The organism is Curtobacterium sp. Leaf261, from assembly GCF_001422205.1.
In the GTDB taxonomy this organism is placed as follows: Bacteria; Actinomycetota; Actinomycetes; order Actinomycetales; family Microbacteriaceae; genus Curtobacterium.
Map to the genome: position 1 here is coordinate 374,949 of NZ_LMMJ01000007.1, position 17,372 is coordinate 392,320.

At 72.7% G+C, this 17,372-nt stretch carries 18 protein-coding genes; 4 read left to right on the plus strand and 14 right to left on the minus strand.

Features of this window, described 5'->3' with window-relative positions:
* Nucleotides 1-4 precede the first annotated feature (4 nt).
* Together ASF23_RS07070 and ASF23_RS07075 are read right to left on the minus strand one after the other, a co-directional pair.
* Nucleotides 5-892, minus strand: coding sequence for a hypothetical protein (locus tag ASF23_RS07070; RefSeq protein WP_235510809.1), 888 nt, complete (start codon nucleotides 890-892; stop codon nucleotides 5-7).
* A gap of 107 nt (nucleotides 893-999) precedes the next feature.
* The gene (locus ASF23_RS07075) at nucleotides 1,000-1,818 is read right to left on the minus strand and encodes an alpha/beta fold hydrolase (RefSeq protein ID WP_055951027.1); all 819 of its coding nucleotides are present in this window, start codon (nucleotides 1,816-1,818) and stop codon (nucleotides 1,000-1,002) included.
* 264 nt (nucleotides 1,819-2,082) lie between these two features.
* Between ASF23_RS07075 and ASF23_RS07080 the strand changes: the two genes are divergently transcribed.
* Nucleotides 2,083-3,090, plus strand: a complete 1,008-nt coding sequence (locus ASF23_RS07080; protein ID WP_055951029.1) for a glycosyl hydrolase family 18 protein — start codon at nucleotides 2,083-2,085, stop codon at nucleotides 3,088-3,090.
* A gap of 401 nt (nucleotides 3,091-3,491) precedes the next feature.
* Nucleotides 3,492-4,718 carry a cobalamin-independent methionine synthase II family protein gene (locus tag ASF23_RS07085; protein ID WP_055951031.1) on the plus strand — a complete coding sequence of 409 codons (1,227 nt, stop codon included), beginning with the start codon at nucleotides 3,492-3,494 and terminating at the stop codon, nucleotides 4,716-4,718.
* A 14-nt stretch (nucleotides 4,719-4,732) separates the two neighbouring features.
* Here the strand turns inward: ASF23_RS07085 and ASF23_RS07090 are convergent, their stop codons facing one another.
* Nucleotides 4,733-5,245, minus strand: coding sequence for a methylated-DNA--[protein]-cysteine S-methyltransferase (locus ASF23_RS07090; protein ID WP_200919320.1), 513 nt, complete (start codon nucleotides 5,243-5,245; stop codon nucleotides 4,733-4,735).
* Nucleotides 5,242-6,795, minus strand: coding sequence for a DNA-3-methyladenine glycosylase 2 family protein (locus ASF23_RS07095; protein ID WP_055951033.1), 1,554 nt, complete (start codon nucleotides 6,793-6,795; stop codon nucleotides 5,242-5,244). Before ASF23_RS07095 ends, ASF23_RS07090 begins: the two co-directional genes overlap by 4 nt.
* Nucleotides 6,796-6,965: 170 nt before the next feature.
* On the opposite strand from ASF23_RS07095, the gene ASF23_RS07100 reads away from it, so the two are divergent.
* A complete protein-coding gene (locus tag ASF23_RS07100) occupies nucleotides 6,966-7,520 on the plus strand; it encodes an MOSC domain-containing protein (RefSeq protein WP_055951605.1) in 555 nt (184 codons plus the stop codon).
* Nucleotides 7,521-7,593: 73 nt separating this feature from the next.
* Here ASF23_RS07100 and ASF23_RS07105 read toward each other — a convergent pair whose 3' ends face one another.
* The 5 genes from ASF23_RS07105 to folE all read right to left on the minus strand — a co-directional run bounded on the left by ASF23_RS07105 (nucleotide 7,594) and on the right by folE (nucleotide 11,585).
* Nucleotides 7,594-8,157, minus strand: a complete 564-nt coding sequence (locus ASF23_RS07105; RefSeq protein ID WP_055951608.1) for a type 1 glutamine amidotransferase domain-containing protein — start codon at nucleotides 8,155-8,157, stop codon at nucleotides 7,594-7,596.
* A gap of 176 nt (nucleotides 8,158-8,333) precedes the next feature.
* Nucleotides 8,334-9,026, minus strand: coding sequence for an HAD-IA family hydrolase (locus ASF23_RS07110; protein WP_235510810.1), 693 nt, complete (start codon nucleotides 9,024-9,026; stop codon nucleotides 8,334-8,336).
* A gap of 155 nt (nucleotides 9,027-9,181) precedes the next feature.
* The gene (locus ASF23_RS07115) at nucleotides 9,182-9,949 is read right to left on the minus strand and encodes a pyrimidine reductase family protein (RefSeq protein WP_055951035.1); all 768 of its coding nucleotides are present in this window, start codon (nucleotides 9,947-9,949) and stop codon (nucleotides 9,182-9,184) included.
* Nucleotides 9,946-10,962: a dihydropteroate synthase gene (gene folP, locus ASF23_RS07120; protein ID WP_082473897.1), complete on the minus strand. Its 1,017-nt coding sequence runs from the start codon at nucleotides 10,960-10,962 to the stop codon at nucleotides 9,946-9,948. The genes ASF23_RS07115 and folP overlap by 4 nt, the downstream gene beginning before the upstream one ends.
* The gene (gene folE, locus ASF23_RS07125; protein WP_235510811.1) at nucleotides 10,959-11,585 is read right to left on the minus strand and encodes a GTP cyclohydrolase I; all 627 of its coding nucleotides are present in this window, start codon (nucleotides 11,583-11,585) and stop codon (nucleotides 10,959-10,961) included. Before folE ends, folP begins: the two co-directional genes overlap by 4 nt.
* 52 nt (nucleotides 11,586-11,637) lie before the next feature.
* Here folE and ASF23_RS07130 point away from each other — a divergent pair, with 52 nt between their 5' ends.
* The gene (locus ASF23_RS07130) at nucleotides 11,638-12,525 is read left to right on the plus strand and encodes an NAD-dependent epimerase/dehydratase family protein (protein ID WP_055951037.1); all 888 of its coding nucleotides are present in this window, start codon (nucleotides 11,638-11,640) and stop codon (nucleotides 12,523-12,525) included.
* A 3-nt stretch (nucleotides 12,526-12,528) separates the two neighbouring features.
* Here ASF23_RS07130 and ASF23_RS07135 read toward each other — a convergent pair whose 3' ends face one another.
* The 5 genes from ASF23_RS07135 to ASF23_RS07155 form a co-directional block, all read right to left on the minus strand.
* Nucleotides 12,529-13,002 (minus strand): hypothetical protein, encoded by a 474-nt coding sequence (locus ASF23_RS07135; protein WP_055951039.1) that lies wholly within the window; start codon nucleotides 13,000-13,002, stop codon nucleotides 12,529-12,531.
* Nucleotides 13,003-13,040: 38 nt separating this feature from the next.
* Nucleotides 13,041-13,574 (minus strand): DUF1697 domain-containing protein, encoded by a 534-nt coding sequence (locus ASF23_RS07140; RefSeq protein WP_082473899.1) that lies wholly within the window; start codon nucleotides 13,572-13,574, stop codon nucleotides 13,041-13,043.
* The gene (locus ASF23_RS07145; RefSeq protein WP_055951042.1) at nucleotides 13,571-13,939 is read right to left on the minus strand and encodes a hypothetical protein; all 369 of its coding nucleotides are present in this window, start codon (nucleotides 13,937-13,939) and stop codon (nucleotides 13,571-13,573) included. Before ASF23_RS07145 ends, ASF23_RS07140 begins: the two co-directional genes overlap by 4 nt.
* Nucleotides 13,940-14,054: 115 nt before the next feature.
* A complete protein-coding gene (locus ASF23_RS07150) occupies nucleotides 14,055-16,565 on the minus strand; it encodes a glycoside hydrolase family 65 protein (RefSeq protein WP_055951044.1) in 2,511 nt (836 codons plus the stop codon).
* A complete protein-coding gene (locus tag ASF23_RS07155; RefSeq protein ID WP_055951046.1) occupies nucleotides 16,562-17,329 on the minus strand; it encodes an HAD family hydrolase in 768 nt (255 codons plus the stop codon). The genes ASF23_RS07150 and ASF23_RS07155 overlap by 4 nt, the downstream gene beginning before the upstream one ends.
* Nucleotides 17,330-17,372: the final 43 nt, after the last annotated feature.

Genomic DNA, 17,372 nt, shown 5'->3' on the forward strand with positions numbered 1-17,372 from the left:
GGCGTCAGTCCGCCTGGCCGCGCCACTCGGCGAGGAAGCGGGCACCGGCAGCGTCGTGGATGACGCCGTCGGGGGCCGTGAGCACCGGGTACGGCGTCTCGGGCACACCGTCGTCCGGTCGGACGTCGACGTGGCTGACCTCGTGGCCGTTCGCGTGCAGCCAGTCCGCCATCGCGTAGTCGCTCCGCGAGTCCCCGACCGTCCGCCACGCGCTCGGGAGCTCGCCGTCCTCGCGGAGCATCTCGAGGGCGCGTTCGGCACCCATGTCCTTGCCGGACCGCGTCGCCTCGATGTCGGTCGAGATGATCGTCGGGTCGATCCGCCACGGGACCTCGCCGTCCGCATCGGGACGGACGTCAGCGAGCCGACGGACGCCGAGACCCCGACGGACGAGCGCGTCCATCGCGAGCGCGTCGAACGCGGGCTGGCGCTCCAGGTACGTCGCGTTCGGCACGTCGACACGCTGCTCGATCGACACCATCGCGCGCTTCGTCTCGTCGAAGAACACCAGGTCGGCGAACCGGTCGCGGACGAGCTCGCGCATCTCGTCGGCGAAGTCCGTCGGCAGCGCGAGGTCCTCGGCGACGTGGATCTCACCCACCCCGCCGTCGAACTGCGGGCCGATCGTGAACCAGACCGCACCCTTCTCGCAGATCGCGTGCACCCGTCCCCCGGCGGCGAGCCCGCCGGCGAGGAGCGGCCCGACGACCTGCTCTCGGATGAACGCGTCGCTCCGCCCGGTGTTGAAGACGACGGGCACGCCCTCCGCCGCGAGGGCGACGAGGTCCTCGACGATGCTCGGGATCGCGATGGTGCGGGACACCGGGCTCGCGATCGGACCGTCGACGTCGAGGAGGAGGCCGAGGCGGGGTCTGGTGCTGGTCGTGGTCACCGCATCATCATCGCAGCGGATCGGGCCGAGTGGACGGATCCGCCCCGTCGCGCGGTCAGGCGCGGTGGTCGTCGGCCGCGATCAGGCGCGGTGGTCGTCGGCCGCGATCAGGCGCGGCGATCGTCGGCCGTGGTGAAGAAGCGCGACGCGGCGGCGGCGAGCGCGTCCGGGGCGACCTGGTGGCCCTGGGCGTTCAACACGGTGTGCTCGGAGCCCGGGATGACACCGACCACTTCCTGCGCGGCGATCTTCAGCAGGTCGGGGCTGTCACCGCCCGCGATCACGAGGACGGGACGGTCGATCCCGCGGAACCGCTCGGGGTCCAGGGCGAACCCGTCCATCACACGGGCGTCGTACGGCAGGGTGGCCGCATCGTCGATGAGTCGCCGCCACAGGCGAGGGCGCAGTCGGAGCAGGAGCGGGGACCAGCGCGGCATGCCGAGGACCCGAACGAGGAAGTACGCGACCGCGGCACCGCGGCGTCGCCGGTCGACGAGGTCCTGCAGGGCGGCGATGGCCTCGGCCCCGGCTCCGTCCGGCCGCGTCCCGGGACGGTAGGACGGCTCGTACAGGACGCTGCTGACGATCGGCGCACCGTCGGCGAGCGCGTGCAGGGTCAACCCTGCGCCGGCGCACAGTGCCACCATGCGGACGTCGGCCCCGACGCCGTCGATCACGGCGCGGAGGTCCTCCAGCTCTCGCTCGACGGCGTACGGGGCGGTGTCGCCGCTCGCACCCCGGCCGCGCCGGTCGTACCGCGTGACCGAGAACGATCCGTCGAGGGCCTCGGCGATCGCGGTCATCATCGCGGACGTACGGTTGTCGAAGGGACCGCCGACGAGGACGACCGCGGGGCCGGTACCGGTCGTCGTGAGCGCGATCGCGGTGCCGTCGGTGGAGACGACGGTACGGTCGATGGCGTTCATGGCGGTCCTCGGTCTGGCGTCTCGACCGCCCTGATCCGGCGGTCGTCCTGTCGAGTGTGACAGCGGGATCAGTCCGCGTCATCACCCACAACAAGGGGTGAACACCGGGTGCACGGCGGGTGTGAGCGGAGTAGGAGCGGGCTGCAGCCGCCCCGCCCTGCCCTGCCCGCTCCGGCCGCCCTGCCCGCTCCGCCCGCCCTGCCCGCTCCGCCCGCTCCGCCCGCTCCGCCCGCTCCGCCCGCTCCGCCGGGGCATGATGGGGCCGTGCCTCGCATCGTCCGCCTCGCAGCCGTCCTCGGCGCGGCCCTCGTCGTCGCCTCGACGGTCGTGGCGGCGAGCACCGCCACCCCCGCAGGCCTCCCGGTGGAGGCGTACGTGACCGCCGGGCACGGAGCTCCGGCCCTCATCACGCGGGCCGGCGGTGCCGTCCGGACGATCGGGATAGACGGCGTCACGCTGTCCGAGGACGGCGCCCGCGTCCGCGCGCTCGACCCGTCCGTGGCAGCGGCTGTCGCGAGTGCACACGCCGTCGGCGCGACCGCCGAGCTCCTCGTCAGCAACTACTCCGATGCCGTCGACGACTTCTCCCCCGGGGTCGGGACCGCGCTGCTCGGGGACGCCGGCCACCGGGCAGCAGTCGTGCGGGCGCTCGTCGACGACGTCGGGTCGAGCGGTGCCGACGGGGTCCAGGTCGACCTGGAGTCGCTCCGGGCACGTGACCGCCCCGGGCTCACCGCATTCGTCCGCGAACTCGGATCGGTGCTCCGGTCCCGGATCGGCGACCGGGCGACGGTGTCGATCGCCGTGATGGCATCGACCTCCCGGTCCGGGTACGCCGCGCGCGGGTACGACGTCGCAGCGCTCGCGGACACCGCCGACCGCCTGGTGCTCATGACCTACGACCAGCACGGGCCATCGTGGTCCGGCGCCGGGCCCGTCGGCGGACTGCCGTGGCAGCGCCGTGCCGTCCGGGCGTTCCTGGCGGCAGGGGCCCCGGTGGACCGGACCGATCTCGGCATCGGCGGGTACGGCTACACGTGGCCCGCGCACGGGACCGGGGCGCTGCTGACCGATGCCGCGGCACGCCGGAAGGCAGGAAAGCACGCGGAGTGGTCGGCGAAGCAGGGCGAGTGGCACGCGACGATGCCGTCAGGACTCACGATGTGGTGGTCGGACGCCAGGTCGTTCGACGCTCGGACCGCCCTCGCCCGGGAGCTCGGCCTGCACGGGGTCGCGCTGTGGCAGCTCCGCGGCTCCGACCCGCTGCGCTGACGCACGACGGCCCGAACGGAGAAGACCCTGGTCCCCGATCCACCCGAAGGATCGGAGGCCAGGGCCTCGTCGGTACCCCGTCCCACGGGGTTCCGCATCCGTCACCCCCGACCAAGAGGGTTCCGTTTCCGTCCGGGACGCTGCTCCCACAGGTCCCGTGCCCGTCCGACCCACCCGAGGGTCGTCCGTCTCCGTGAGCATCCCACGTCGTGTGAGTGTTTCGGAACTGCCGACGCGAATCGGCTGCCCGGCCCCGCGCCCCACTTCGGGGGTCGGAGTGGGGCGCCCTGGGTGGGACCGCCGACCCGCGGCGTCACGGAACTGGTCGAGCGACCGCCCACCGTGCCACGCTGGGACGTCCGGAGGGCATCCACCCGCGCCCCGCCACCAGAGGAGCAACCGTGCCGTTCGAGAACACCGACCACGTCCAGGCCACCACCGCCGGGTCACTCCCGCGCACGCCTGAACTCATCGCGGCGAACGGGGCACGACCACTCGCGGAGGACGGCTTCACCCTCGCGACGACCGACGAGGTCCGTGCCCTGACGAGCGCCGCCGTCGACGACGTGGTCGCCCGCCAGACCCGCCTCGGCATCACGCAGCCGGGGGACGGCGAGTTCGGCAAGGCGATGTCGAGCGCGGTCGACTACGGCGCCTGGTGGGGCTACTCGTTCCAGCGGGTCAGCGGTCTCTCGCTGACCGAGGAGAACATCTTCACGCAGGAGCCCGTGCGTTCGGCCCCGGGCGACGTCCGGCTCACGAGCTTCCCGGATCGGCGCGACTGGTCGATCTTCCGCGAGGCGTACACCGACCCGGCGAGCGGCATCTCGACCGGCAAGAACGCCACCGCCTTCCCGACCACGACCGGCCCGATCGTCTACACCGGCCACGACGCGGCCCGCACCGATGCCCGGAACCTGACGCACGCGATCGAGGCCTCCGGTGCCGACAACGGTTTCATCACGGCACTCTCGCCGGGGTCGGCGGCGCGTGTGGCGAACGAGTTCTACGCCACGGACGAGGAGCACATCTGGGCGTGGGCCGATGCCCTCCGCGAGGAGTACCAGATCATCCTCGACGCCGGGCTGGTCCTGCAGATCGACGACCCGTCGATCGCCGAGAACTGGGACCAGATCAACCCGGAGCCGTCGGTCGAGGACTACCAGGCCTTCACCCGCATCCGCGTCGAGGCCCTGAACCACGCGCTCCGGGGTCTCGACCAGACCCGGGTCCGGTTCCACCTGTGCTGGGGCTCCTGGCACGGACCGCACACCACCGACATCGAGCTCCGGAACATCGTCGACCTGATGCTCGAGATCGACGCGGGCGCGTACTCGTTCGAGGCGGCGAACGCCCGGCACGAGCACGAGTGGACCGTGTGGCAGGAGACGGCGCTCCCCGACGGCAAGGTCATCGTGCCCGGTGTCGTCGGTCATGCCACGAACGTCGTCGAGCACCCCGACCTCGTCGCGCAGCGCATCGAGCGGTTTGCATCGGTCGTCGGTCGCGAGCGGGTCATCGCCGGGACGGACTGCGGGCTCGGCGGGCGCATCCACCCGCAGATCGCCGCCGCCAAGCTCGAGGCCCTCGGCGAGGGTGCCCGTCGCGCCTCCGCGAAGCTCTTCTAGGCCCACGTCCGCCGTCAGACGGGCACCGGCTCACTCACCGCCTCGCGCTCCAACAGCGACCGCTTGACGTCGAGCCCCCAGGCGAACCCGCCGAGCGTGCCGTCGGTCCGGAGCACCCGGTGACAGGGCACGAACAGCGCCGGGGCGTTCCTGGCGCACACCGAGGCCGCGGCACGCACGGCGTCCGGTCGCGTCATGGCGGCCGCGAGCTGCGTGTAGGTGAGCACCTGCCCCGCCGCGATGTCCCTGAGCTGCCGCCACCCCTCGGTGAAGAGCTCCGTGCCGAACTGCCGCACCGGGACGGACATGATCGGCAGGACGTCGCCGTCGTAGTACGCCGCGACCGCCTCCGCCGCCGCGATCTCCCCCGGCACGACGACCTTCGGCCGGTACCGCTCCGCCAGGCGCCCGAGGATCCGCGCGGGGTCGTCGGTCCATCCGGAGGACAGCACCCGTCGTTCGTCGTCCTCGAGCACGGTGAACGGACCGTCGGGGGTGTCCAGGGTGCCGATCCTGCTCTCGATCATGGGGTGGTGCTCCGTTCGTTCGTGGATGTGGTCCGACGCGAGGTCTGCAGCGCGCTCGCCGCCCGCCAGAGGTGCATCGTCAGGTAGCTCCGCCAGGGAGCGACTCGGGACGACCATACGGAGAGGGCGCGCGGCTCGGACGGGATCCCGAGTGCCTGTGCACCGTTCCGCACGGCGACGTCGCTGGGGAGGACGAGGTCGGGGTGGTGGCGGATCCGCATCGCCGCGGAGTCGGCCGTCCACGGGCCGATCCCCCGCACCGCCAGGAGCCGCGCGCGCAGGTCGTCCACCGTGTCTGAAGCATCGACCACGAGCGACCCGTCGGCGAGTGCGGCGGCCACGCGCTGGACCGTCTCGATGCGCGACCGCGGGCCGCGCAGGACCCCGGGCGCCCGGTCGGCGAGCACCGCCATCGTCGGGAACACCCGCATCCCGGGTGCGATCGACGGGTCGACGGGCTCGCCGAGCTCCGCGACGATCCGGCCGAGTGCGGTCGTCGCCGCAGCCACCGTGACCTGCTGCCCGACGACGAGCCGGATGAGGAGTTCCTCGGGGTCGACGGTGCCCGGGAGGCGGATCCCCGGGGTCGCCGCCACCGACGCCGCGAGCTCCGGGACGCTGCCGAGCAGTGCGTCGACGGCGATCGGGTCCGCGTCGAGGTCGAAGAGCGACCGCACCCGCGCGACGAGGCTCGGCAGGTCGGCGAGGGTGCTCGCCCTGATCCGGAGGTCGAGCCCGACACCGCGCCCGCCCGTCCGTGGCATCGCCGGTGTGACGCCGAACCAGCCAGGGCCTCCCGGCAGTCGCAGGACACGTTCGTACCGGAGGTGCCCCGGCGTCCCGTCCGCGACCTCCATGCCCGGCACGGCGCGGGCGGCGAGCCAGGCGAACACGCCGGCGGCGTCGAACGGCGCCCTGGCCGGCAGGTGGACGCGGAGCACGCCGTCGTCGGACGCGGGCACACGGCGCCGGGCACGAAGCTCGGTCGGGGTGAGCCCGAACACCTCGCGCACCGTGTCGTTGAACTGTCGGACGCTGTGGAACCCGGCTGCGAACGCGACGTCGGCCACCGGGAGCGATGACGACGTCAGGAGCGTCCGTGCGTGCTGCGCCCGATGTGCACGGCTGAGGGCCTTCGGTCCGGCGCCGAGCTCCTCGACGAGGATCCGCGTGAGGTGCCTCGGTGAGTACCCGAGTCGCGCGGCGAGGCCGGGGACCCCGACCCGCTCGACCACACCGTCGGCGACGAGGCGCATCGCCCGTGCCGCGACGTCCTCGCGGACGTTCCACTCCGGGCTGCCCGGGGTCGCCTCGGGCAGGCAGCGCTTGCAGGCCCGGTACCCGGCGAGGTGCGCAGCGGCGCTCGTCACGAAGAACGTGACGCCGTCCCGCCGCGGCGTCCTGGCCGGGCAGCTCGGTCGGCAGTAGATGCCGGTCGAGTGCACGGCGGTGACGAACTGGCCGTCGAACCGCTGCTCGCGCGACGCGACGATCCCGTACCGCGCATCGTGCAGGGCACGTGCTCGCTGGTCGTCGCGCTCGTGGTCCATGCGTCGAGCATCGCACGGCCCGCGGACTCCGACTGGCGGGAATCGGCCATCGCGGTGGCGGCCCGCGAGCGCGGACGCAGACGCGGACGGGAGGCACGGCGCACGTCGGTCGGACCGGCCCGCCGCCGCGGGCGCGCACGTCCGGCACCGCACTCGGTACCGTGGTCGGCATGACCGACGGCGACCCGACGGACCCGGCCACGGGCCTCCCGGCTGTCCACCGGGTACGGATCGAACTGCTCCTCGTCTCCTCGCGACACCGGTACGAGGGGCGTCCTGCCGACGGCGCGCTCCCCGCGGACGAGGACGAGCGGCGCGACACGATCCGGCTCCGCGAGGGACTCGGGATCGTCGGCGACCGGTACTGCAATGCCCCGGCGCACCGACGGGCCTCGGTGACGGTGATCGGCGCGGATGCCCTCGACGCCGTGGCGGAGGAACTCGGTGTGCCGATCGACCCCGTGGCGACCCGGCGCAACGTCGTGCTCCGCGGGGTCGACGTCGACGCGCTCCGCGGTGTGCGGTTCTCGCTCGACAGCGGCTCGGGCCCGGTGCTGTTCCAGGGCAACCGGCCCGCGAACCCCTGCGCCTGGATGGACCACGAGCTCGCTCCAGGGGCGTTCCGGGCGATGCGGGGTCGTGGTGGGGTGCGCTGCGAGCCGCTCTCGGACGGGTCGCTGTCGCTCGGTGCGGCCGTGCTCCGGACCGCCGTCGCGCTGCTCTAGCTGTACGGACGAACGACATCCGCGCGGTCGGACGACCGCGCGGATGTCGTTCGGGGCGAGCAGCAGCCGCCGGTCAGGCGACGGGGACGAGCGCGCCCGAGACGGCGTCGACGAACGCGGGGAGGTCGTCGGGGTTCCGCGACGTGATGATCGTCGAGCCGGTGGAGTCGTCGACCTCGACCTCGCGGTCCACCCACTCCGCCCCCGCGTTCCGGACGTCCGTCTGCAGCGACGGGAACGACGTGATCGTCCGTCCGGGGAGCACCCCCGACTCGATGAGCAGCCACGGACCGTGGCAGATGGCCGCGATGGGCTTGCCGGCGTCGGCGAAGGCGGCGACCAGGGCGATCGCGCCGGGTTCGCGGCGGATCGAGTCGGCGTTGATGGTGCCGCCGGGGACGACGATCGCGTCGTAGTCGCCCGCATCGGCCTCGTCGAGCAGGATGTCCGGCGTGACCGTCTTGCCCGGGTCCTTGTCGCCGACGAGCGTCTGGATCGGGTCGGTCGTCGTCGCGGCGACCGTGATCGTCGCACCGCGATCGGCGAGGTCGTGCACGGGGACGACGATCTCGTCCTGCTCGACGCCGTAGTTCGTGGCGATGACGAGGATCTTCGAGCCGGTGAGGTCGGAGGTCATGGTGTTCCTTCCGTCGATGTCGCGCCGGATCCGGCGCACCTCCGATCATCGGCGGTGAGCCGGCACCTGTCCGGACGTCTGAGCGGGTGCGGAGGTTGGTGTTCCCCTGCTGCGCTCGACGGACAGATGCTGCGCTCGACGGACAGATGCTGCGCTCGACGGACAGACCGACGGGGTCAGCCCGTGACCCGCACCCGTCCGTCGGAGTCGCGCGTGACCTCGACGCCGACGTAGCCCGGGAGACGGTCGAGTCCCTCGGTGACCGGCGATGACAGGTCGCCGACCACGACGACCTGCGCACCGGACGCCACGGCGGACTCGACACCGGCGGGGGCGTCCTCGAACGCGATGCAGTCCGCGGGGTCGAGGCCGAGGAGCTCAGCGGCCTGCAGGTAGCAGTCCGGGGCGGGCTTGCCACGCGGGACGTCCTCGGCGGTGACCACGACGTCCGGCACGGGGACCCCTGCGGCCTGCATCCGGCTCACGGCGAGGTCCCGGGGGGCGCTCGTGACGAGGGCGACCGGGACGCCGAGGTCCTCGAGCGACCGGACGAACGCCGCAGCCCCGTCGATCTCGACGATCCCGCCGTCGCCGCCGCCGCCGCTGAGGTCGGCCGTCCGCTGTACCTCGTCGGCCACGAGCGCGTGCGCGACCGCGACCCGCTCGTCCCCGGTCAGGTGCGGCAGGAAGTGCGTGACGGTGTCGATCGTCTGGCGCCCGTGCGAGAACGCCAGGATCGTCACGGGGTCGATGTCGTGGTCGGCGCCGAAGCTGCCCCACGCGGCCTCCACGATCGCGGTCGAGTCGACGAGCGTCCCGTCCATGTCGAAGAGGAACCCGCGGGCGGTCCGGTCGATGCGATGCGTCACGCCGGCAACGCTACCCGAGCCCGGTCAACAGCCGAGATCGGGGGGGCGTGCGGGCCAGCCGTCCAGGCGGGGCAGCGGTCCGGGCGGGCCGGCGGTCCGGGCGGGCCGGCGGTCCGGGCGGGCCGGCGGTCCGGGCGGGCCGGGCGGGCAGACCCTCAGCGCGCCCGGACGTACCGCGACAGCAGCACGTCCCCGGACCGCAGCACGTGCGCGAGCCGCATCGTCCTGAGCTCCGGCGACCGGCCGGTCGTGATCCGCGGACCGACGCCACCCTCGAGCGCCGGGCTCGTCGTGAGGCAGAGCTCGTCGACCTGGTCCGCGGCGGTGAGCATGCCGAGGAGGCTGGGACCGCCCTCGCAGTGCACCCGTCCGAAGCCCCGATCGGCGAGCACGTGCCGGAGGACACCGGCATCGACGGTGTCGGGGTCATCGGGCGAACCGCAGTCCACGACGTCCGCCACCGCGGTGAGCGCCGCCCGTCGCGCGGGGTCCGCCCCCGCGGTCGTCAGCACGATCGGCCGCACCGGCGCCTCGGTGAACACGGTGCTCGCGGGGTCGAGTGCCAGGCTCCCGCTGAGGATCGCGAACACCGGGTGGTCGGGCATGTCGCGCGCACGACGCCATGCGACGTCGGCGTCGTTGAGCCGCATCGCCCCGTAGCCCTCGTCGCGGACGGTCCCCGCAGCGACGAGCACCACGTCCGCGAACCGTCGGAGCAGGTCGAACACGCGCAGGTCGGCGTCACCCCCGAGGGAGCCGGAGACCCCGTCCGCCGTGGCGGAGCCGTCGACCGTGGCGACGAAGTTCACCGCGAGCCACCCGTCGCGTCCGGGCTGGTCGTAGAGCGCGATGAGGGCGTCGTCGTCGAGCGGCCCGGGCACGGCCGGCGCCGGGAACAGCTGCTCGATCGCGGACGCGCTCACGATGCGGCCCCGACGTTGTGCACCGGGTCGATCGGCTGCCGCCATCCGAGGACCGCCTCGACCATCCGCATCGCGTCGACCGACGCGGCGACCTCGTGCATCCGGACGATCCGCGCTCCGAGCATCGCGCTGACGGTCGCGGCCGCCAGTGAACCGCTGAGCCGCTCCGCACGCGGACGACCGAGCGACTCCCCGACGAAGTCCTTGTTCGACACCGCGGCGAGCACCGGGTACCCGAGCGCCGCGACCTCACCGAGGCGCCGGGTGATCTCGAGCGTCTGGACCGTCGACTTGTTGAGGTCGTGGCCCGGGTCGACGACGATCCGGGCGTCCGGGATCCCGTGCGCGTGGGCGAGGTCGATGCGGCGTCGCAGGAAGTCGACGACCTCGGCGCCGATGTCGTCGTAGTGCGGCGCCGTGGCGAGCCTGGTCCGCGGCACGGCGAGGCTGTGGGTGATGACGATCGTGGCGGCGCTGTCCGCGACGACGTCGGCCATCCGGGCGTCCGACATCCCGGTGGTGTCGTTGATGACGCTCGCGCCGGCGTCGACCGCTGCCCGCGCGACCTCCGGCCGGAAGGTGTCGACCGAGATCACCACGTCCGAGCGGTCGGCGAGCGCGCGGATCACCGGGACGACGCGATCGATCTCCTCGTCGGCGGGGACCTCCGGCCCCGGCGCGAACTTGACGCCGCCGATGTCGACCCAGTCCGCGCCCTCGTCGGCCGCACGGACGGCGGCGTCCACGGCCCGGTCCAGGGCGAACGTGGCCCCGCGGTCGTAGAAGGAGTCCGGGGTCCGGTTCACGATCGCCATGACGGCGACCCGACGGTCGAAGTCGAACGTGCGGCGCCCGATCGTGCGGACGGGGTCCCGCAGGTCCGGCAGGCGGTACCAGGCATCGGCCGGGAGGCCCGGGGCCGCGTCCGCCACACCGGCCCGGCCCCGGCCCGTGGTCACGGGGGCGCCGGTGGTGGCGGGGGCGCCGGTGGTCGCCTCGGTCCCGGCACTCATGCGAGGTCCGACGGTCGGCCGGGGGCTGCATCGACGACGGCCGTCCGGGGTGCGCCGATGAGCGCGACGACCTCGGCCCGGCGGAGCGGTTCCTCGAGGAGTCCGGTCGCGGCCATCGTCACGGTGGAGCTCGACGACTGCCGCTCGCCGCGGGTCCGGACGCACCCGTGCTCGGCGTCGAGGACCACGAGGACCCCCCGGGCCCCGAGCCCGTCGGCGATGCTCGCGACGAGCTCCTCGCCGAGCCGCTCCTGCAGCTGCGGCCGCGAGGCGATCGCGTCGACGACCTTGCTGAGCGTGCCGAGTCCGATGATGCGCTCCCCCGGGACGTAGGCCAGGTGCGCGACCCCGAGGAACGGGAGCAGGTGGTGCTCGCAGACGGACCGGAAGCGGATGTCCCGCACGACGACGATCTCGCCGAGGTCGTCCGGACCGGCCGGGACCGCTCCGTCGCGGACGATCGCCGTCGCGTCGACCCCGAGCCCCGCGAAGAACTCCGCGTACGCCTCGGCGACCCTGGCCGGCGTGCGCTCGAGCCCCGGTCGCGAGACGTCCTCGCCGATGCCCGCGAGGAGCTCCCGGACGGCGGCTTCGAGGCGTGGACGGTCGATGTCGGGGTGCACCAGTTCATCATCCCCGTTCCGGACACGGATCGCGCGCCCGTATGGTCGATGCATGAGCATCCACATCGTGGGCTGCGGCGACCTCGGGACCGCGACCGGGCTGCGCTTCGCCGCCGACGGTCACCGCGTCGTGGGCTTCCGACGCCACCCGGACCGCATCCCCCTGCCGCTCGAAGGCCGCGGGGTGGACCTCCGCACCACCGTCCCGGTCATCGACCCCGACGTCGAGGTGGTCGTCGTCGCCCTCGCCGCCGGGAGTCGTGAACCGGCCGAGTACCGCGCCACGTACGTCGACGGGCTCCGCAACGTCCTCGACGGCGTCGACGCGTCCGGGGCCTCCCCGCGGATCATCGTGGTGTCGTCGACGGCGGTGTACGGCGTGGACGACGGCAGCACGGTGACCGAGGCGACCCCGGCCACCGGTCCGACCCCGACGGCCGCCGTGCTCGTCGAGGCGGAGACGCTCCTCCGCGACCGGGTCCCCGACGCGACCGTCCTCCGCCTCTCGGGGGTGTACGGCCCGGGCCGCGAGCGGTTGATCGACCAGGTCAGGAGCGGTGCCGCACGGCTCACGGCAGCGCCCGGGCGGTCCCCGGTGACGAACCGCATCCACCGGGACGACGCTGCGGCCGCGATCGTGCACATCACCGGGCTCGTCGACCCGGCGCCGCTGTACCTCGGCACGGACGACGAGCCCGTCCGCCTCGACGACGTCTCCCGGTTCATCGCGACGGAGCTCGGCCTCCCGGAGCCGCCGACGGCCGACAGATCGCCAGCGGCGGACGGGTCGACGTCGGCGACCAGCGACACGAGCGACCAGCGGAGCGACAAGTCCCTCTCGAACGCCCTGCTCCGCTCGACGGGGTTCGCGTTCCGGTACCCGACGTACCGCGAGGGCTACCGGGCCGTCATCGCCGGGACGGGAGTCCGCCACCCCTGACGCTCAGGCGTCGCGCGGCGGCACGTCCTCCCCGACGTCGGCCGGAGTGGCCTCGTGGTGGGCGAGTCCGTGCGTCCGCCGGTCCTCCTTCATGCCGGCCTCGAAGAGGTGGCGACGTCCCGCTGCCAACTGCTCACGGGCCTCCCGTTCGGCTGCGCGCAGCGTGTCGTAGTACCCGTCGTCGTAGTCCTCGACGATCTGGAACGACCACCGCCCGGCGATCGCGTTCCGCCCGACGACGTCGCGCTCGATGCGGTCCGCGACGTCGTCGCGACCGGCCTTCCGGAAGAGCTCGACCGACTCCCCGATCGTCAGGTCGGCCATCCCGGTCAGGCGGTGGAAGCCGTAGAGGAGACCGCGGGCGTGCTCGACCACCTCGAGTCCCTCAGAGAGCTTGCCGAGGGCCTCGACGGTGGCGTCGTCGACCCCCTCGGGAACGCGGTGGGCAGCATCGGGACCGTCGTGTGCGTCTGTCATGCATCCCGTCTACACGGACCGGGCTGCGGGGCCCGGGGTCAGAGCAGTTTGCGCAGTGTGGTGCTGTTCCGCGTCGTCGTGGAGGCCTTGAAGCGGGCCCTGCCGGCGGTCTTCGCGAACGCGGTGTCCGTGCTCGATCCCCTGGGGCAGGCCCAGTACACGACGCCCGCACCGGGGGCGGTCCGCTCGACGTCGCTGGTCGGGGCCGCCAGGAGCTCGTCCCGGGCTCCGGTGTCCGAGCAGAACACGACGTAGGCGTGTGTGTCCTCGTCGGGTGGGAACGGATACCCGTCGACGATGCCCGCGAGGTCGTCGTGCGCCACGAGGACGATCCAGGCGTCGTACCCGAACCGATCGCGGAGCCCCGTCTCGATGCGGGTGCGGAGCGTCCTGACGTCGGCGTCACCCGCCGTGAACACCACGTTCCCCGAGGCGAGCACCGTCCGGACGTCCGCGAACCCGAGTGTGCGGAACAGCTCGCCGAGGTCCGCGCTCCTGATGGTGATCCCGTTGACGTTGACGCCGCGGAGCAGGGCCACCCACCGCGCCGCGGTCGTCGGGACCGCCGTCATCGGGCCTGCTCCAGGTGCGCGTGCAGCTGCGTCCGGTCGAGTCCGGTCGAGGTGAGCCAGCGTTCGAACGACGAGCGGAGGAGCAGTGGCGGACGGCGGACCGTGACCCCCGAGGCAGCGAGGCGACGGACGAGTTCCCGGGCGATCTGGGCGAGCGAGAGCAGCAGGAACGACAGCGCCGACACCACGAGCAGCACGGCGACGATGACCAGAGCGACGGACAGGAACGCCCCGTCGCTGCCGAGCACCACACTCCCGGCGACGAGCACCACGGCGACGAACGTCAGCAGCGCCGACAGTCCCTTCGCCCGGGCCGTGCGGGCGCCGAGCTCCCGACCGAGGAGCGTCGTCCAGGTCTCGAGCATGTCGACACGCTACCCGCTGGCGCGGCGGAGCGGCCTGCCGGGCGCGAGCCGCAGCGGACTGGAGGGACGGTGCGGGCCCGAACCGTCCCTCCAGTCCGGAACGGGACCCGGCCGCTCAGGCCGTCTGTGCGTCCTGGTCGACGTCGCGGTCGAGCGTCACCGTCGGGACCGACGCCGTGATGACCGACCCGTCGGCGCGGAGCGTGCCCTGGATGTCACTCGTCGTCGGCGCGTGACCCTGCATCCGCGGCCCCTGGTGCATGAGCGGCACGACGACCGGCTCGTCCGCCGTGATCGCGAACTCCTCGTTGTGCACCCACACGGTGGCGCCGAACCCGGTCTCCACCGTGAACGTCATGCGCTCCTGCTCGAGGTCGACCCGCACCCGGGATCCCCGGATCGTCAGCCGGTAGGTGAGCTTCTCCCATTCCTTCGGGAGCCGCGGGTTGAACGTGATCCGGCCGCCGTGGTCCCGCATCCCGCCGAACCCGCTGACGAGTGCACTCCAGATGCCGCCGGTCGAGGCGACGTGCACGCCGTCGGCGGTGTTGCCGTGCAGGTCCGCCAGGTCGACGTAGAGCGCGGACATGAAGTACTGGTTCGCGAGGTCGTGGTACCCGACCTCGGCCGCGATGATCGACTGCACGACGGCGGACAGCGTCGAGTCCCCGGTGGTGAGCGCGTCGTAGTACTCGAAGTCACGCCGCTTCTCGGCCGGGGTGAACTCGTGGCCCTGCAGGAACAGCGCGAGCACGACGTCCGCCTGCTTCAGCACCTGGAACCGGTAGATCACGAGCGGGTGGTAGTGCAGAAGGAGCGGACGCTGCGACTCCGGGGTCTTCTCGAGGTCCCACAGCTCCTTGTCGAGGAACTGCGCGTCCTGCGGGTGGATGCCGCGGTGCGGGTCGAACGGGATCTCCATCGCCTCGGCGGCGTCCTGCCACCGGACGACCTCGGACTCCTCGAGGCCGGTGCGGCGGACCGTCCGGGCGTACTCGACCTGGTCGTCGGCCTGCAGCTCGCGGACGGCGTTCACCGCGGACCAGAGGTTCGCCCGCGCCATCACGTTCGTGTACAGGTTGTCGTCGACCACCGTCGTGTACTCGTCCGGTCCGGTCACGCCGTCGATGTGGAAGCGCTGGTCCCCGTTGCTCCGCCAGAACCCGAGGTCCTCCCAGAGCCTGGCCGTCTCGATGAGGACGTCGATCGCGCCGCGCTTCAGGAACTCGGTGTCACCGGAGGCGCGCACGTACTGCATGAGGGCGTGGGCGATGTCGGCGTCGATGTGGTACTGCGCGGTGCCGGCGGCGTAGTACGCGCTCGACTCCTGGCCGTTGATCGTGCGCCACGGGAAGAGCGCGCCCCGCTGGTTCAGCTCACGGGCCCGGTCACGAGCCGCGTCGAGCATGTTGTAGCGGAACCGCATGACGTTCCTGGCGACGAGCGGCGCCGTGTAGCTGAGGAACGGCATCACGTAGATCTCGGTGTCCCAGAAGTAGTGGCCGCCGTACCCGGACCCGCTGACGCCCTTCGCCGCGACACCGTGGCCGTCGGTCCGCGCGGTGGCCTGCGCGAGCTGGAACAGGTTCCACCGCACGGCCTGCTGCAGCTCGGGGGCACCCGCGATCTCGACGTCGCTCCGCTCCCAGAAGTCGTCCATCCACTCGCGCTGGTGCGCGAAGACCTGCTCGATCGGCATCTCGGCAGCGCGGTCGAGTGTCCGGTCGCAGCGGTCGCCGAGCTCGCGCGCCGGCACGCCACGGGAGGTGTGGTACGTCATCGTCTTGACGAGACGGATCGGCTTGCCCACCTTGGCGGCGACCCGGTACACGTGCTTGGCGAGGTCGTCGTCGATCTGGGACGTCACGTCCCAGTCGTTCTCGGTCTCCAGGTGGTGCTCGACGCCGACCGCGATCGTCATGCCGGACTCGGCGGTCTGGTAGCCGAGCAGCGAGCGGGAGCCGACGGTGCGCTTGAGCTTCGGCAGGAGTACCCGGTGCTGGAACGCCTCGGCCTGCCGCGGGTCGAAGCTCGCCGCCGCGGCCCGCATGCCGGCGTGGTACTCGTCCGAGACGTCCTGGCGGTTGAGGACCTGGCTCGAGAGCAGGACCGACGCGGCCTGGTCGAGCATCGTCACCTCGTACTCGATGACCGCGAGGTGCCGGTCCGAGAACGACACGAGCCGTCGTGACCGGATGAGCACGCGCTTGCCGGACGGCGTCGACCACTCGGTCTCGCGCAGCAGGTAGCCGTCGCGGAAGTCGAGGCGGCGGCTGTAGCGGAGCAGGTCCGCCTCGGCGAGCACGAGCGGCTCGTCGTCGACGTACAGCCGGATGACCTTGGCGTCGGGGACGTTGACGATCGTCTGCCCGACCTTGGCGAAGCCGAACGCCTCTTCCGCGTGGCGGATGGGCCAGGTCTCGTGGAAGCCGTTGACGTAGGTGCCGTAGGAGTGACCGCCGCGGCCCTCGTCCAGGTTGCCACGGAGCCCGAGGTAGCCGTTGCCGACGGCGAACACGGTCTCGTCGACACCCTGCGCCTCGGTGGCGAACTCCGCCTCGACGAAGGCCCACTCGTCGACGGGGTACCGGGTGCGGTCGAGCGGGTCGGAGGTGATGGGGTTCATGCGTCGTTCCGTGTGGGGGTTGGCAGGGAGGCGGTGAGGTCGTCGAGGTCGTCGACCACGACGTCCGCGCCGTTGTCGAGCAGGGCGGGGTGGCCGACGCCGCGGTCGACGCCGACCACGAGACCGAAGGCCCCGTTCCGGCCGGCCTGCACGCCGGAGATCGCGTCCTCGACCACGACGCACTCGAGCGGCGTCAGGCCGAGCTTGGCGGCGGCGTCGATGTACGTGTCCGGGGAGGGCTTGCCCGGCAGTCCCTCCGCCGCGGCGACGGCGCCGTCGACGATCACGTCGAAGCGGTCGATGATCCCGGCCGTGGTGAGCACGGCGCGGGCGTTCGCGGAGCTCGACACGACGGCGACCTCGACCCCGGCGGCGATCGCGGCGGTCAGGAAGGCCACCGACCCCGGGTAGGCCTCGACACCGTTCTCGACGAGCTCGGCGGTGAACGCGGCGTTCTTGCGGTTGCCGAGCCCGCACACGGTCTCGTCGTCGGGGGTGTCGCTCGGTGTGCCCTCGGGCAGGGTGATGCCGCGCGACTCCAGCAGCGAGCGGACCCCGTCGTAGCGGGGCTTGCCGTCGATGTACCGGAAGTAGTCGTCGTCCGTGTAGGCCGCGACACCCCTCGATGCCAGGTACGGCGTGAAGAGCCTCGACCAGGCCCGCTCGTGCACCAGGGCCGTCGGGGTCAGCACGCCGTCGAGGTCGAACAGGAGCGCGCGCTGGTCCGCGAGGCGCGCTGGGGACCGCCGATCCGGCGAGGTCATGTGGGGCCTTCCAGGGAGGCGGGTTCTGACAGGTCGGTGGTGC